Annotated in this window: 13 protein-coding genes; 11 read left to right on the top strand and 2 right to left on the bottom strand. The window is 73.3% G+C overall.

Going from position 1 to position 15,778, the window contains the following annotated elements; genetic code table 11:
- The first annotated feature begins 60 nt into the window (after nucleotides 1-60).
- The 11 genes from WBK50_RS21770 (at nucleotide 61) to WBK50_RS21720 (ending at nucleotide 13,886) form a co-directional block, all read left to right on the top strand.
- Nucleotides 61-243 (top strand): allophanate hydrolase-related protein, encoded by a 183-nt coding sequence (locus WBK50_RS21770; protein WP_341337379.1) that lies wholly within the window; start codon nucleotides 61-63, stop codon nucleotides 241-243.
- Nucleotides 240-506, top strand: a complete 267-nt coding sequence (locus WBK50_RS21765) for a hypothetical protein (RefSeq protein WP_341337378.1) — start codon at nucleotides 240-242, stop codon at nucleotides 504-506. The genes WBK50_RS21770 and WBK50_RS21765 overlap by 4 nt, the downstream gene beginning before the upstream one ends.
- A 213-nt stretch (nucleotides 507-719) precedes the next feature.
- On the top strand, nucleotides 720-1,775 hold the full coding sequence (locus tag WBK50_RS21760; RefSeq protein ID WP_341337377.1) for a class I SAM-dependent methyltransferase: 1,056 nt from the start codon (nucleotides 720-722) through the stop codon (nucleotides 1,773-1,775).
- Between the two features lie 363 nt (nucleotides 1,776-2,138).
- Nucleotides 2,139-5,597: a BTAD domain-containing putative transcriptional regulator gene (locus tag WBK50_RS21755; RefSeq protein WP_341337376.1), complete on the top strand. Its 3,459-nt coding sequence runs from the start codon at nucleotides 2,139-2,141 to the stop codon at nucleotides 5,595-5,597.
- Between the two features lie 426 nt (nucleotides 5,598-6,023).
- Nucleotides 6,024-6,224, top strand: a complete 201-nt coding sequence (locus WBK50_RS21750) for a heavy-metal-associated domain-containing protein (RefSeq protein ID WP_312860042.1) — start codon at nucleotides 6,024-6,026, stop codon at nucleotides 6,222-6,224.
- A complete protein-coding gene (locus tag WBK50_RS21745) occupies nucleotides 6,221-6,454 on the top strand; it encodes a hypothetical protein (protein ID WP_341337375.1) in 234 nt (77 codons plus the stop codon). The genes WBK50_RS21750 and WBK50_RS21745 overlap by 4 nt, the downstream gene beginning before the upstream one ends.
- Before the next feature lie 47 nt (nucleotides 6,455-6,501).
- Complete coding sequence (locus tag WBK50_RS21740; RefSeq protein WP_341337374.1) at nucleotides 6,502-6,927, top strand: hypothetical protein; 426 nt, start codon at nucleotides 6,502-6,504, stop codon at nucleotides 6,925-6,927.
- A complete protein-coding gene (locus WBK50_RS21735) occupies nucleotides 6,924-10,139 on the top strand; it encodes a heavy metal translocating P-type ATPase (RefSeq protein ID WP_341337373.1) in 3,216 nt (1,071 codons plus the stop codon). The genes WBK50_RS21740 and WBK50_RS21735 overlap by 4 nt, the downstream gene beginning before the upstream one ends.
- 27 nt (nucleotides 10,140-10,166) lie before the next feature.
- On the top strand, nucleotides 10,167-10,637 hold the full coding sequence (locus tag WBK50_RS21730; RefSeq protein WP_341337372.1) for a DUF6010 family protein: 471 nt from the start codon (nucleotides 10,167-10,169) through the stop codon (nucleotides 10,635-10,637).
- Nucleotides 10,638-11,514: 877 nt separating this feature from the next.
- On the top strand, nucleotides 11,515-12,165 hold the full coding sequence (locus WBK50_RS21725) for an acetate uptake transporter (protein ID WP_341337371.1): 651 nt from the start codon (nucleotides 11,515-11,517) through the stop codon (nucleotides 12,163-12,165).
- A gap of 458 nt (nucleotides 12,166-12,623) precedes the next feature.
- Complete coding sequence (locus WBK50_RS21720) at nucleotides 12,624-13,886, top strand: PucR family transcriptional regulator (RefSeq protein WP_341337370.1); 1,263 nt, start codon at nucleotides 12,624-12,626, stop codon at nucleotides 13,884-13,886.
- A gap of 70 nt (nucleotides 13,887-13,956) precedes the next feature.
- On the opposite strand, the gene WBK50_RS21715 is transcribed toward WBK50_RS21720, so the two are convergent.
- A complete protein-coding gene (locus WBK50_RS21715) occupies nucleotides 13,957-14,937 on the bottom strand; it encodes a 3-hydroxyacyl-CoA dehydrogenase NAD-binding domain-containing protein (RefSeq protein WP_341337369.1) in 981 nt (326 codons plus the stop codon).
- A 34-nt stretch (nucleotides 14,938-14,971) separates the two neighbouring features.
- On the bottom strand, nucleotides 14,972-15,709 hold the full coding sequence (locus WBK50_RS21710; protein WP_341337368.1) for an acetoacetate decarboxylase: 738 nt from the start codon (nucleotides 15,707-15,709) through the stop codon (nucleotides 14,972-14,974).
- Between the last annotated feature and the right edge of the window lie 69 nt (nucleotides 15,710-15,778).

Here is a 15,778-nt window from a genome sequence, read left to right as displayed (position 1 = left end):
GCACCGAAGTACCCCGGAGCTCGGTTGCGGCGTAGGGCAGCCGATCGGCTGCGGCCGCCCGTGAGTGTGAGCGTCGCGTTCCTCCCCGCCGAGCCACCCGAGCTGGAGCTGGGCGTGGTAAAGCTGGCGGACTCTTCCGCGGCGCTGGCCGTCCTCCTGCGCGCGACGGTGCACGCGGCAGGCGAATCGTTGCGCGACATCTCGGCCGTCGCATCCTGGCGGGCCCACCGGGAGCAGCAGTGACGACGGAGCTCGACCTGCTGTTCCGCGCACCTCGGATGATCACCCCTGCCGGGGAGGTCGGCCGCTGCGTCGGCATCCGCGACGGGGTGATCGTGGCGATCGAACAGGAGGAGGTGGCGGGCAACTGCCACATCGACGTGGGCTTCTGTCGACGCGGTGGCGCGCGGTCCGAACGGGACGAGCGGTTCGGTGATCCCTCGTGGCCGGTAGCAGCCGAGGGAGGGGGTGCACGGCTCAGCTGTGGCGGCGAGCAGGGCGGGTAGACGAGTGCGGTGCCGTCGCCGCGCCGGAACGGCCCGACGCGCGAGATCGCATTGCTGCACGAGTGCTGGTCGGTCCAGCGTATTACGCCGGCCGGCCGCACCCGCCGGTAATTCGTTCCATTTGCCCGGGCCTGGTCCTCTTGACAGATTTCGTACCTGGTTTCGCAATGGTCCTTGAGCCGTGACACGACGCGGACGACGGAGGAGGCCGGTATGAGCGTCGACGAGGGCAAGCTGAACGAGTTGCTGGGCAGCTTTGTCGCGGACCTGGGCGGGGCCTATCACGCGATCAGCGCGGTGATCGGGGATCGGCTGGGCCTGTACCGCGCGTTGCTTGCGACCATGCCGGCGAGTGCAGCTGAGGTCGCAGAGGAGGCCGGGGTCGGCGAGCGGTATGCGCTGGAGTGGCTCCGGGGCCAGGCGGCCGGCGGCTACATCACGTACGACGCCGCCACGGAGCGCTTCTCCCTGACCGAGGAGCAGGCGTTCGCGCTCGCGGCGCCTGAGGGACTTCAGCTCGCTGCGGCGTTCCACATCCCGGTCGCCGTCGGGAAGAACGTCGAACGCCTCACGGAGACCATCCGGACGGACGGCGGATTCGGGTGGCACGAGCACGACCCGGCGATGTTCGAGGGCGTCGAGCGCTTCTTCCGACCGGGGTACGTCGCCAATCTCGTCTCCTCCTGGATACCCGCGCTCGACGGAGTGGCCCAGAAACTCGACCGCGGGGCGAACGTCGCCGACGTAGGGTGCGGGCACGGCGCGTCAACGCTGCTGCTGGGTGCGTCCTACCCGAGGTCACAGGTCACGGGGTTCGACTACCACGCCCCATCGATCGAGCAGGCACGCAAGCGCGCGGCCGACACGGGCCTCGCGGGGCGGGTGTCGTTCCAGGTTGCGGCGGCCGCGGACTTCCCCGGCACGGACTACGACCTCGTCGCGATCTTCGACGCGTTGCACGACATGCCCGATCCGCTCGGTGCCGCCCGGCACGTCCGCGAGGCGCTCAAGGCGGACGGGACTCTCCTGCTCGTCGAGCCTTTCGCCAACGACACGTTCGAGGACAACATGACTCCGGTCGGTCGGCTCTACTACGGGGCGTCGATCGTGATCTGTTGCCCCCACTCGATGACCGAGGAGCCACGCGCTGCCCTCGGCGCGCAGGCCGGCGAGGCGCGGCTGACCGAGATCCTCAACGAGGCTGGTTTCACCCGCGTCCGACGGGCCACGGAGACGCCGTTCAACCTGATACTGGAGGCCTGCCCGTAGCAGCTGAGCTGACTTGGACGCTGCGGCGGGCTGACTTCGACGTAGGTCTCGATCGCCCCTTGCCGCGGCATGCTCAATCTGCCCGTGCGGCCTCTGGCCGCGGCTGGGCGGCGGGGTCGCTCGCCCTGCGCCGAGAGGGTGCCCGCAGGACCAGAGGTGCGGGTGCGTGCCGCCGACCTGATCGGGATTCGAGGTGCCGAAGCAAGGGCATTCGCCGTACGCACGGCACGCGCCGTCTCAGCTGAGTCGGGCGGCCCGTTGAGCAGATGCCTCATCAGCACCAGGTCGGCTGGCCCGCCGAATCGGCGTCGTCTTCGGCCAGCGCAGCCAGCTGTGGTGGGACCTGCCGCTCGCCGAGAGCTGGTGGATGTGACCGTCGAGGCGGACGGGCTGCGCCAGCGGCTGGAGTTCACGACGGGCACGACGGCGGCCGAACTGATCGCGGCCGTGGCCCGGTGCGTGGCACTGCAGGACGTGTCGGTGGACGAGCCCTCCATCGAGGACCTCGTCCGCACCCTCTACGCGCTGAGCCGTCCGCCACGGGGTGCGCCTTCGCGGCCACCGCCGTGCCTATGGTTGGTCCGAGGTTGTGGCGTTCAGGGACCGGCCGGTGGCTGCAAGGCGCGAGAGGCAGGGCGTTTGATCGAGGTGCGGGTCCTCGGCCCGGTCGACGTGGTGCTGGACGGGCAGGTCCGCAGCGTCGGCCGCGCCGGTGAGCGGGCCCTGCTGGCCCTGCTGGCGCTGCGGGCCGGGCAGGTGGTGTCGGCGGGGCGGCTGATCGACGACCTGTGGGGCGCCGAGCTTCCGGACGACCCTGGCAACGCACTGCAGACACGGGTGTCGAAGCTGCGGCGGGTGCTCGCGGCGGCGGGCGCCGCCGATGTCGTGACGACCCGCGCCCCGGGCTACCTGCTCGCGGTCGGGCCGGACCGCGTGGACGCGCTGCGGGTCGCGGAGCTGGTGGAGCGGGCCCGGCGGGAGCCCGGCCCGCGCCGGGCCGAGCAGCTCTACACCGAGGCGCTCGGACTGTGGCGCGGTGAGCCGCTGGACGAGTTCTCCGGCAGCGGTTGGGCCGAGCTCGAGCAGGCCCGGCTGGCCGAGCTGCGACTGACTGCGATCGAGGAGCGTGCGCAGCTGCGGCTGGCCGCCGGTCGCGGCGCCGAGGTGCTCGCCGAGCTGGAGCCGCTGGTGGCCGCGCACCCGCTGCGCGAGCGGTTGCGCGGCCGGCAGATGACCGCGCTGTACCAGGCGGGGCGGCAGGCCGAGGCGCTGGAGGTGTACGCCGATCTCCGCCGATCACTGGCCGATCAGCTCGGGCTGGACCCGTCGCCGGAGCTGGAGGCGGTGCGCGACGCGGTCCTTCGCCAGAATCCCGACCTCGCCGCGCCGCCCGCCCCGGCGCCCCGCCCCACGGCGTCGCTGCCCGCGCGGCTGACCGCGGTGCTCGGGCGCGACGAGGAGCTGGAGCGGGTGACGACGCTGTGCCAGGCGCGGCGGCTGGTCACCCTGACCGGGCCGGGTGGCGCAGGGAAGACGACGCTCGCCACCGAGGCGGCCCGCGCGGTGGCCGACCGGTTCCGCGACGGGGTCGCGCTGGTGGAGCTGGCCGGTGTGGAGGACCCGGCCCGGGCCCCGGCCGCGGTGCTCGACGCGCTCGGGCTGGCCGGCGACGCCGCGGTCGACCCGGTCGAGCGGCTCACCGCCGCCCTGCACGGCAGCCACCTGCTCCTGGTCGTGGACAACTGCGAGCACGTCGTCGACGCGTGCGCCGCGTTGGTCGAGCGGCTGCTCGCAGGGTGCCCGTCGCTGCACGTGCTGGCCAGCAGCCGCGAACCCCTGGCGGTGCCCGGGGAGGTGCAGCTCCCGGTGCGACCGCTGCCCGTCCCGCCGGCCGGGGCGAGCGCGGACGAGCTGGCCGCCAACGACGCGATCCGGCTGTTCGCCGAGCGGGCGTGGTCGGTGAACCCGGCGTTCGTGCTCGACGGGTCCACGATCGGCACGGTCGCGGAGATCTGCCGCCGGCTCGACGGGCTGCCGCTGGCGCTGGAGCTCGCCGCGGCCCGGGTCGCGGTCCTGCCGGTCGAGCAGATCGCCGAGCGCCTGTCGGACCGGTTCGCGCTGCTCACCGCCGGGCCGCGCACGGCGGCCGCGCGGCACCGCACGCTGCAGGCGACCCTCGACTGGAGCCACGCCCTGCTCGACGCCGACGAGCAGGTCCTGTTCCGGCGCCTGGCGGTGTTCCGCGGGGGCTGGACCCTGGAGCAGGCGGAGGCCGCGTGCGCCGGGGCGCCGCTGCGCGCCGGCACGGTGCTGGACGTGCTCGGCCGGCTGGTGGCCCGGTCGCTGGTGGTCGGCGCACACGGCGGCGACGGCCGGTTCCGCATGCTGGAAACCGTGCGTGCCTACGCCGGGCGGCTCCTCGACGCCGCCGGCGAGCGCGCCGCGGTCGGCCGCCGGCACGCCGAGGCGGTGCTGGCCCTCGCCGAGTCCGCCGCCCCGCAGCTGCGCAGCTGCGGCCAGCACATTGCGCTGGCGCGGCTGCGCGCGGAGCGCGACAACATCGATGCGGCGCTGGCGTGGGCGCTCGAGCATGCCACCGACGCACCGGACGTGGGCCTGCGGCTGGTGGGGGCCCTGGGCTGGTGGTGGTACTTCGGCCGCCACGACGAGGGCCGCCGCTTCGTCGACGCCGTCTTGGGCGTGACGGTCGGCGGGTCGCCCGCGGCCCGCGCCGTTGCCCACCAGGCGGCCTCGCTGGTGTGGCGGCCCGGTGCGTGCGTGGTGCACCCCAGCGCCCGTTGCGCGCAGGAGGCGGCCGCGAGCCTGGCCGCCGCCGAGGAGGCGGGCGCCGCGGAGCCGGCGGCCTACGCGCGCGTCCTGCTGGCCGTCGAAGGCGTCGGCGGGGCCGACCCGGAGGGGGCCGAGCAGCTGCTCGCCACCGCGGAGGAGGCGCTGCGCGGCACCGACGACGCGTGGGGGCTGGCGCTGGCCGCGTTCGTCCGGGCCGAGATCGGGTTCCGGGCGCGGACCATCCCGTTCGGCGACGCCGAGCGGCTGGCCGAGCAGGCGGCGGCCGGCTTCGCGCAGCTCGGCGACGGGTGGGGCCAGTCCGCGGTGCTGGGCCACCTCGGTACGGCACTGCGGTGGGCCGGGCGGACTGCCGATGCCGTGCCGGTGATCGAGCGCTCCGCCGCGATCGCCGCCGAGCTCGGGTTGCTGCTGACCCTGCAGTGGATGCAGGCCGACCTGGCCTACTGCGCGCTGCTGTCCGGCGACCCGGCCCGCGCCCTGCGCCTGTGCGCGCAGGCCGAGGACACCGCGCGGCGGCTCGGCACCGGCCCTGGCGCGGCGTTCGCCGCCCTCGCGCGCGCCATCGTGGCCCGCCGCCGCGGCGAGCTGGCCGCCGCCCGGGACACACTCGCCGCCGCCGCCGACCAGCTGGTCGCCGCGGGGATCAGCGGCCTGGCGGCCACGCTGCTCACCCAGCTCGGTCACGTGCTCGAGATCTCCGGCGATCTCGCCGCCGCGGAGACCGCCCACCGGCGCGCGCTGGAACTCGGCGGCCCGATCGCCCGGCCCGCCGCGCTGGAGGGACTGGCCTGCGTCGCGGCCGCCGGCGGCGACGGGCTCGAGGCGGCCCGGATGCTCGCCGCGGCCGCCGCCGAGCGGGACCGCACCCAGCGGCCCGCCGACGCCGTCGAGCAGGCCGACGCCGACCGCGCCTGCGCCGGCGCGACGGCGCTGCTCGGCGAGGAGGCCTTCGCGAGGGCCCTCGCGCAGGGACGCGCCATCGACGCTGATCCGGTGGCCTCCGGGAGGTGAGCCTGCAGGTCGGTGCGTAGGCAACGGGTTCGAGCGGTCGACGCACCCGCTCGGCTGCGCGTGCAGCGGCCTCCGGTCCCGCACACTCGGGCGGTGTCGGAACCTGTTCGCGGAACGGGAAGGTCGACGCCGGCTCGCCCTCGCCTGGATCGCCACCGGAACCCTGCTGGGCCTCGTGATCCCTGCTCTCGGGGTGGCAGTGATCGCCGCATTCATCCCCTACCACTGGCTGCCGATCCGCGGCGAGATCGCCGGGTGGGGCGCCGGCGCGGTGACGATACGGAAGACAAGGGCGGCTAGGCCTGTCCCGGCCTGTCCGGCACGAGATCGTCCGGACAGCGCCGGGACAGGGGCGGGACAGCGCCCCCGTTGAACCTCGATCCCAGGCGGTCGGTCCGCGACCGCCACCGGAGAGAGGAACCTCCCGTGGGAGAACTGCAGCTGCGGGTGCCGGGCATGACCTGCGAGCACTGCGTCCGCGCCATCTCGAGCAGCGTCGGCGACGTCGCCGGGGTCACCGCCGTCCAGGTCGACCTGGCCACCACGACCGTCCACGTGTCCGGCGCGGCGGCACCCGAGCAGGTGCGCGCCGCCATCGCCGACGCCGGCTACCAGGTCGCGCCGTGACCCCGGTCCTGGACGTCGCCGTGGTCGGGGCCGGGCCGGCCGTGGCATGGCACCTGCACGAGCGCGGCCTCACCCCCGCCCCCGGCCTCTCCGCGATCGGCCGGCACTGGCAGACCAGCCGCGGCTCGGCGCTGCTCGGGCTCGTCGGCCGCGACGCCGCCGACCGGATCACCGCCGACCTGCGTACCACCGCCGCCGGGTCCCGGCGGACCTCTCCGCGCGCCGCGTGACCACCCGCCGCGCGTACATCACCCCTCCCCCGAACAGGAGCCTGTCCGTGAAGACCCTGCTGCGCCCGACCACCCCGACCGGCCACTTCGTCCGCCACTACCTGGAGATGGTCGTGGCGATGGTGATCGGCATGGTCGCCCTCGGACCACTGTGGTCCCTCGCCGGCGACGCCCTCGGCTGGACCGCGTTCCTCCACGCCCCCGAGCCGATGGCACTGGTCATGGCCACGAACATGTCCATCGCCATGTGCGCGTGGATGCGGTTCCGCGGCCACGGCTGGCCGGCCACGCTGGAGATGGCCGCCTCGATGTACCTGCCGTTCGTCGTGCTGTTCCCGCCGATGTGGGCCGGGCTGATCTCCACCGGCACGATGATGATCGGCGGGCACGTGCTGATGCTGCCCGCGATGGCCGCCGCGATGCTGCTGCGCCGCGCCGAGTACACCGGCCACCACTGCGAGGTGCGGTCGTGACCGCCCCCGCCCTCACCACATGCACCCTCGACATCGGCGGCATGACCTGCGCCTCCTGCGTCCGCCGCGTGGAGAAGGCCCTGAGCCGGGTCGACGGCGTCGCCGACGCGCAGGTCAACCTCGCCACCGAGGTCGCCACCGTCGACTACGACCCCGCCCTCGTCACGCCGGCGCAGCTCACCACCGCGGTCGCGGCCGCCGGGTACACCGGCACCGTCCGCGGACCCGCTCCCCGTGCCGAGCGCCCGGCCCAGCCCGACGACGGCGACGACCGCGACGCCGAGCTCGCCGGGCTCGCCCGCCGCTGGCAGGTCGCCCTGGCCGCGGGGCTCGGGCTGATGGTGCTGATGTACGTCCCGCTGCCGATCGACGCCATGGACTGGCTGATGCCGGCCATCCTCGTCGTCGCCACCGTCGTGCAGTTCTGGGCGGGCCGGGCGGTGTACGCCGCGGCGTGGGCCGCTGCCCGGCACCGCGCCACGAACATGAACACCCTCGTGGCCCTCGGCACCTCTGTCGCCTACGGCTACAGCGCGTTCGTCACCCTGTGGCCCGCTGCGGCGGAGCGGTGGGGGCTGCCGCTGCACGTCTACTACGAGACCTCGCTGGTGATCATCGCGCTGGTGCTGCTCGGGCGCTGGCTGGAGGCCCGGGCGAAGAAGCGGACCACCGCGGCCGTCACCGCGCTGGTCGGCCTCGCGCCGAAGACCGCGCGGGTGCTGCGTGACGGCGACGAGGTCGACATCCCGGTCGACGAGGTGGTGGTCGGCGACCTGGTCCGGGTCCGGCCCGGCGAGAAGGTGCCCGTCGACGGGGTCGTCACCGACGGCGCCACCACCGTCGACGAAAGCATGCTGACCGGCGAGAGCCTGCCGGTGGAGAAGGTCGTGGGCGACCGGGCCATCGGCGCCACCCTCAACCGCACCGGCTCGATCGTGATGCGCGCCACCGCCGTCGGGCAGGACACCACGCTCGCCCAGATCGTGCGGCTGGTGTCCGAGGCCCAGGGCGCGAAGGCGCCGATGCAGCAGCTCGCCGACCGGGTCTCCGGCTGGTTCGTCCCCGCCGTGCTGGTGCTCGCCGCCGCGACCTTCGCCGGGTGGTCGGCGTTCGGCCCGGACACCGGCCGGCTGACCCTCGCGATCGGCACCGCGATCGCCGTGTTGATCATCGCTTGTCCCTGCGCGCTCGGGCTCGCCACCCCGACCGCGGTCATGGTCGGCACCGGCAAGGGCGCCGAGCTCGGGATCCTCATCGGCTCCGGGGAGGCGCTGGAGCAGACGCGGCGGCTCACCGCCGTCGTCCTGGACAAGACCGGCACGATCACCCGCGGCCGGCCCACCGTCACCGACGTCCGCACCCAGGACTGGGCGGCCGACGAGCTGCTCGCGCTGGTCGCGGCCGCCGAGATCGGCAGCGAGCACCCGCTCGGCGAGGCGATCGTCACCGCCGCCCGCGACCGCGGGCTGAGCCTGCCCCGCGTGGAGTCCTTCGAGGCCGTGCCCGGGCACGGGGTCACCGCCACCATCGCGGGACGACGGGTGCTCGCCGGCAACCGCGCCCTGATGGCGGGCGACGGCGTCGACGTCACCGCGTTCGCTGACGACGCCACCGCGGCCGGCGAGGCGGGCCGCACCCCGATGTTCGTCGCGGTCGACGGCGCCGCGGCCGGGCTCGTCGTGGTCGCCGACCCGGTCAAGCCCGAGTCCGGCGAGGTGGTCGCCCAGCTCGAGGCCCTCGGGCTGCAGGTGTGGATGGTGACCGGCGACAACGCCGCCACCGCGGCCGCGGTCGCCGCCGAGGTCGGCATCGAGCACGTGATCGCCGAGGTGCTGCCCGACCAGAAGGCCGCGCGGGTCGCCGCGCTGCAGCGCGACGGGCACGTCGTGGCCATGGTCGGCGACGGCATCAACGACGCCCCCGCCCTGGCGCAGGCCGACCTCGGCATCGCGATCGGCACCGGCAGCGACGTCGCCATCGCCGCCTCCGACATCACCCTGGTCGGCGGCGACCTGCGCGGCATCGTCTCCGCGATCGCGCTGGCCCGCCGCACCGTGCGCACGATCAGGCAGGGCCTGGGCTGGGCGTTCGGCTACAACCTCGCGCTCGTCCCCGTCGCGGCCGGCGCGCTGTACTGGTGGGACGGCCTGCTGCTCGACCCGGTCCTCGCCGCCGCGGCGATGGCGATGAGCTCGGTCAGCGTGGTCAGCAACGCGCTGCGGCTGCGCCGGTTCGCACCGCCCGCCGGGATCGCGGAGATCCTGCGCCCGCCGCTGCGCACGCGGCTGGCCGACTACGGCTACCTGCTCGCCGTCGCGGCCGTCGCGCTCGCCGTCGGAGCCGGGCTGACCGCGCTGTCCCGCGCCGATTTCGCCCAGCGCGGCATGAACGGCGTGTTGGCCTGGATGCAGAGCACGGGCATGCCGATGCGCACCGCGATGTCGGTCATGATGACCACCGACGTCGACCCGGTCGACGCGCACGACGCCGGCCTGCGGGTCGACCTGCAGGTCCCCGCCGACGCCCGCCCCGGTGAGCCCACCCGGGTCGTGGCGACCGCCCGGACCGCCGACGGCGCGCCCGTCGAGGACGTCGTCCGCAGCCACCAGGCGTGGATGCACCTCATCGCGACCCGCGCCGACCTCGCCACGTTCGCGCACGTCCACCCCGAGCCCACCGGCCGTCCCGGCGAGCTCGCCGTCGACGTGGTGTTCCCGACCCCGGGCCGGTACGCGATCCACACCGAGTTCCGCCGGCAGGGCGAGATGAACGACGTCGTCGACGCGCACGAGGTCGTCGTCGCCGGACCGGCCCCGGCCGCCGAGCCCGTGCTCGAGGGGCCACGGGAGGTGGTCGTCGCCGGGGTGCGGGTCACCCTGCGCGGCGACTCCCGCGCCGGGGAGGAGAGCGAGTTCCGCTTCGCCTTCGCCGACGCCGCCACCGGGCGCCCCGTCGACGACCTGCAGCCCTACCTCGCCGCCGCCGGGCACGTCGTGTCCCTGCGCGCCGATGGCGGCGCCTTCGCCCACGGCCACGCCGAGGTCGAGGACGCCGAGGGCGACCCGGTGTTCGCCCTGCCCGGCCAGACCTTCGGCCCCGAGCTGGGCTTCCACGCCCGCTTCGCCGCCCCCGGCACATACCGCCTGTGGGCCCAGTTCCGGCTCGCCGACGGCTCCGTCATCACCGCCCCGTTCACCGTCACCGCCGGCTGAGCCGGCCCCCTCCTGGAAGGAACCACCGTGGTACTCGACTGGCTCATCAACGGCGCGATCGGCGGCGCCGTCGTGTCCCTCGTCGCCTTCGTCCTGTCCCGCTTCGTCCACGACGTCATCGGGCGCGTCTGGCTCGCCTTCGTCCTGGTGGCGGCCGCCTTCTTCTACCTCATGTTCGCCTCACGCGCGGACGCGGGCACCGCCTGGCTGATCGGCGAGGTCGTCGGCATCGCCATCTACGGCGGGATGGGTGTGCTCGGCATCCGCCGCTCCCCGATGTGGCTCGCGGCGGGGTGGGCCCTGCACCCGGTGTGGGACATGCTGCTGCACCACGTCGGCCCGGGCCGCTCCTTCACGCCCGAGGCCTACCCGGTCTCCTGCGTGAGCTGGGATCTCCTGGTCGCCGCCTACATCGCGGCCGCGTACGGGTTCGGGCTGGTCGGCGGACGCCGGTCGGGGCTGCGCGCGGAGCGCGCGGTGCGCGGTACGGCGCTGTAGCGGAGGGCGAGTGCGGCCGGGCCCGAGCGGTCCGGCCGCGTCGCCGCATCCTCTACGCGCGCCGGCGGTCCGGATCGATCGGCGCGGACCCCGAGGAGCTGCGGTCCCTGACCCCGGTCGCCGTGGTGCAGGAGACCGCACGGCTGGCCGAGCGGCTGCGCCCGAAGCCGTGAAACCGACGATCACACCCGCGAGTGCGGAATGGACGAGTCGCAGTGCTCGATCTGCTCCGCCGAGGAGAGGATCAGCGGGGCTGCGCTCGAGGCCCGGGTGGACGGTGAGCGAACGGCTCGCCTCGCCTTCGAGCGTCTGGGCATCGAGCCGGCGACCACGGCGGTACTGCAGCGCCGGTCCCAGGAGCGGGGCCCGAGAGGAGGAGCGCGAACTCGCCCTCGAGCTGGCGGGCCCCTGCGGTGACTACGCAGCCGAGGACGGCGGCCACCGCGCGGTGGCCGCCTTCCCGCCTGCCGGTGTCGTCGTTGGGCCGGCCGCGGCCTGCGAACCGACGCCCGTCCGCGGCCTGCAGGTCCGGACGGGGACGCGCGGAGGCCCTGCCCGACTCGGGGAAAGGCTGTCTCGGCTGTCCCTCGTCACCACCGCCGGGACGGCCGGTTCGGCTGGCGCCGAGGTGCTGCGGCGCTGGGTGCGCAGCAGGGCCCGGACCTTCTTGACCGGAATCGCGGACAACGCGGACAGCTCGTCCGCACTGCGGCCGAGCTCGTCGAGAACGGCTAGCACGACCGTCTTCCGCGCGTCGATGTCCGCGAGCAAGGCCTCGCGAGGGCAGCTGGTGGTCACAACCCTCCGTCGGGGTACCCCGTGCGAAGGAATGGTCCCGATGCCTCCTGTCAGGAGCATCGATCGGAAGGAGTAGATCATGACCCGCTCGGCCTCCGGAGGCCCCGCTTCCGAGGACACCGCTTCCGAGCCGCTCGAGGTCCGTCCACACAGCCCAGTCGACCATATCGCCGATCCCGGACCGCTCGGGCTGGCCGCGTTTGCGATGACCACCTTCGTGCTCAGCTGTGTGAACGCCGGGCTGGCACCCAAGTCCGTCGAGCCGGTGGTGCTGCCCTTGGCGCTGTTCTACGGCGGGCTGGCCCAGTTGCTCGCGGGAATGTGGGAGTTCCGCAAGGCCAACACCTTCGGTGCGTTGGCGTTCTCCTCCTACGGGGCGTTCTGGCTGTCCTTCGCCGCCTACGTCAAATTCATCGCCCCCGGGCTGCCTGCCGCCGACGCGGCATCGGCGACGGGATTGTTCCTGCTGGCCTGGACCATCTTCACCGCCTACATGACGGTCGCCTCGGTCCGGGTGTCCGGCGCGGTGGCCGCGGTGTTGATCGCTCTGTTGGCGACGTTCGTCCTGCTGACCATCGGGGCGTACTCCGGTGCGGCCGGGGTCAGTCGGCTCGGTGGTTACTTCGGCATCCTCACCGCGGTGCTGGCCTGGTACGCCTCGTTCGCCGGGGTCGTCAACGCGACGTTCAAGAAGCCGGTGCTGCCGGTCTTCCCGACCGCGGCCCGGTAGGCCCCCCGGAGCACTGAGCACCCTCGCAGCTCCTCGACGGCGTCCGCGCCGCGGCGCCACGAAATGACAGTGTCGAGGTAGCGCCCAGCAGTCCGGCGTCGAGAGTTCCAGTACGCATGCTGCCGACGACGTTCCGGTCCGACCTCGACTCACCGCCGCGCCGCCGATGCGGCCCGTGCTGGAACGGATGGGGTGAGGACCCGTCTTCTCCACCCCTTTCACGGCGCACCGCGGAGCTCGGGGCCGAATGCCACAGTCGCTTCTCGGTTGACCCGAACATGTGCCCGCAGCGTCGCCTGTGGTCCGTCACTCGGTGGACGTCGCCAGAGGCCCCACTTCGACGATGTAGGTGGAGAGCATCTGGTCCGTCTCGGCCGCGCCGGCCCGGCCGGCGATCCGGCGTCGGTTCGCCGCGCGCAGCAGGTCCGAGTGCAGGCCAACGGCCCTAGGATGGTCCGGTGGACGGCGCCGGCCATCCCATCGACCGGCAGGTCTCGGCCGCGATGGCGGCCGTGAGCCTGCGGCTCGTCGAGGTCAGTCACGACCTCTGGCAGCGCCTGGTCGACGACATCCCCGAGCTCAACGGCGACGACGCTCTCGTGAGCCTGCTCTCCGCCAGCGTCGAGGCCAACGTGGCCACCATCCTTGACGTCCTCGAACACGGGATGGCGCTGGACACCCTCGACGCTCCTGCGGCCGCGGTCGAGTACGCCCGGCGCGTCGCCCAGCGCGGCATCCCGCTGCACGCCCTGGTCCGGGCCTACCGCGTCGGTCACGCCCGGTTCCTGCAGTGGTGCCTGGACGAGGTCCCGCAGCAGACCGATGACCCCGCGGTCGTCCGGGCGGTCATCCGCCGCCTGCTCGATCAGAGCTTCGGCTACATCGACCGGATCTCCGAACAGATGATCTCGGCGTACCAGCACGAGCGGGACCGATGGTTGTTGACCCAGGGCGCGGTGCGGGCCGTCCGGGTGCGGGCGCTGCTGGACCAGGAACGGGTCGACCTCGATCGGACGGAGGCGGCGCTGGGCTATCGGCTGCGTCAACACCACATGGGCCTGATCTCCTGGATGCCCGAAGCGACGCCGGGCGGCGAAGGGCTGACCAGGCTCGACCGGCTCACCACGGTTCTCGCCGACGAGCTGGGTTGTCCGGGCAAGCCGTTGTTCGTGCCGTTCGATGAGTCGGTGGCCTGGTCGTGGTTGTCCATGGGCAGCCGCACGGACCTCGCGTGGGAGCGGCTGGCCGAACCCGTCGCGGCCCAGGATTCGACGGCGCGTGTCGCCGTCGGCGAGCCTGCGGCCGGCGTCGACGGCTTCCGGCAGACCCACCAGCAGGCGCTGCGGGCGCAGGACGTCGCCGTCGCGGCACGCCCGGGCGTACAGGTCACCAGCTTTGCCGAGGTCGGCCCGGTCGCCCTGCTGTGCGCCGATCTCGACGCCACCCGTGGCTGGGTGTGGCTCGTTCTCGGCGCGCTGGCCACAGACGACGAGCCCAGCGAACGACTCCGCGAGACGCTGCGGGTCTTCCTGACTTCGAAGGGCAGCTATGTGGCCGCAGGGGAACGCCTGACGCTGCACAAGAACACCGTCCGGTATCGGATCCGCAAGGCGCAGGTAGCGCTCGGCCGCCCGAGCCAGGACCGACGCGGGGACGTGGAACTGGCGCTGCGGGTCTGCCACTGCCTCGGATCCGTGGTGCTGCGACCCGTCCAGACGTAACGACCCTTCATCCCGGCACCGGGAACCACGGTTGCCGGTCGCGGCCGTCGGCGGGTGATCGGCCGATAGGTCAGCGCGTCGCCGGCGCGAGGTCGTCCGGCGGCGTCTGCCCCAGGGCTTGCATCAGCTTGATCTGTGCCTGATCTCGTTCGGCTGCCAGAACAGCGATCGATTCGTCACCGCGGGCCTGCTCGCCGAGCAGTTCGACGGTGGGTTGGTCCAGGCGGGGGGAACCGAGGTCTTGCCAGAGGCTCTCGAGGCCCGGGCCGAGGTGTTTCAGGAAGTACGGAAGGCCACCGGGGCCACCGCCGAGCTGGAAGGTGCGGAAGGGGCCGGCGACGGCCCAGCGCAAACCGATCGACGAGGTGACGACGGAGTCGAGCTCCTGCTCGGTCACCACGCCTTGAGCGACTAGGTGGACTGCCTCCCGGAAGAGTGCGGCCTGCAGTCGGTTGGCGACGAACCCTGGTGCTTCTTTGTGCAGGACCTGTGGCTTCTTGCCGAGCGCAGTGTAGAAGGCGACAGCGCGCCTTACGACAGCCGGGTCCGTCCTCTCCCCGGGGACGACCTCGACCAGCGGGATCAGGTGCGGCGGGTTGAACGGGTGGCCGACGACGAGCCGGCCGGGCTGCTTCATCGCCTCGGCGATCCGGGTCGCGCGGATGCCGGAGGTGGAGCTGAGTAGCAGCGTATCGGGGCGGGTGGCCTCTTCGATCCGGGCGAAGATGCGTTGTTTGAAGTCCAGCTGCTCGGGACCGTTCTCCTGCACGGCGTCGGCGTCCACGACGGCTTTGTCGAGGTCGGTCTCGAACCGCAGGTTGCGGGTGAGGTCTGTGACAGGCAGGCCAAGTGCACGCAGGACGGGGAGGGTGTCGTGCACCTGATCGTGTAGTTGCTTCTCGGCGTCGGGTCGTGGGTCGGTCACGGTGACGGTCAGGCCTCGGGCGAGGAACAGGGCGGCCCACGATGCTCCGATCACTCCGGCGCCGATCACACTGACGTTCCGGTAGTCGTCCAGGGGGCCGCGCGGTGCGGCGGAGGTGTCGGTCACGGTGGGCTCCTGGTGGTGTGCGGCCGGGGCGGACTCAGTGGGTGAGGTAGTCGTGGACGACGTCGGCGGGGCCCAGGGTGAGATCGGTGAGGACGTGGCTGGCGGCGAGGACGTCCAGGACGGGTAGGTCGGCCAGGGGTGCCAGGGCGTGGTGAAAGAGCTGGAGCCGGGCGGGACCGGTCCAGGCGCCCTTGACCGTGATGTCCTTGATCTGGGTGCGGACGAGCTCGCTAATGCGTGGTTCGCCGTCGTAGCCGGGCAGGAGTTTCAGCATGAAGGTGGCGCTGCAGAGCTCGTCGCGTGCTTGGTCGGCGTCCAGCGGGGCGTGCTTGTAGCCCATGGTTGCGGTGGCGACCCGCAGTGAGCCGTAGTCGAGCGTGCCGACCAGGGTGTCGGAGTCGACGATCAGCCTCGGACTGCCGAGCTTCTTGGGGAAGGCGCCGATCTCGCGCCCGCTGGCGATGGCAGGGAAGCTGTCCACGTACATCGCGAGGTTGAACTCGCCGCGCTCTCCCTCGTATTCGACCGAGATCGCCTGGCCGGCCTCGGTGTAGTCACCTAGCCCGGTGACGTCGGGCATCCGCATGACCTCGAAGCGCACCGTCGGATCGAGGACCTTCAGCGGGGGTGGGACGACGCGCTCCAGTGCCCGTGGATCGGTGCGGTAGGTGATGGTGAGGTACGTCCGGTCGGTGAAGCGGTAGGGGCCGCGGAGGAAGGCCGGAGCGTCCAGTGGGGTGGTGAGCTTCTGCGCTAGGTCCTGCATGCGCATGGTGGGGCCTGCGTTTCTCGTCTCAGGGATGGCCGGTGCCCGCCGGCCGGAGCCGGTCCGGCGGGCGCG

The organism is Pseudonocardia sp. T1-2H, from assembly GCF_038039215.1.
Lineage (GTDB): Bacteria > Actinomycetota > Actinomycetes > Mycobacteriales > Pseudonocardiaceae > Pseudonocardia.
The sequence above is the reverse complement of the archived record's forward strand: the minus strand, read 5'-3'. Positions and strand labels throughout refer to the sequence as shown.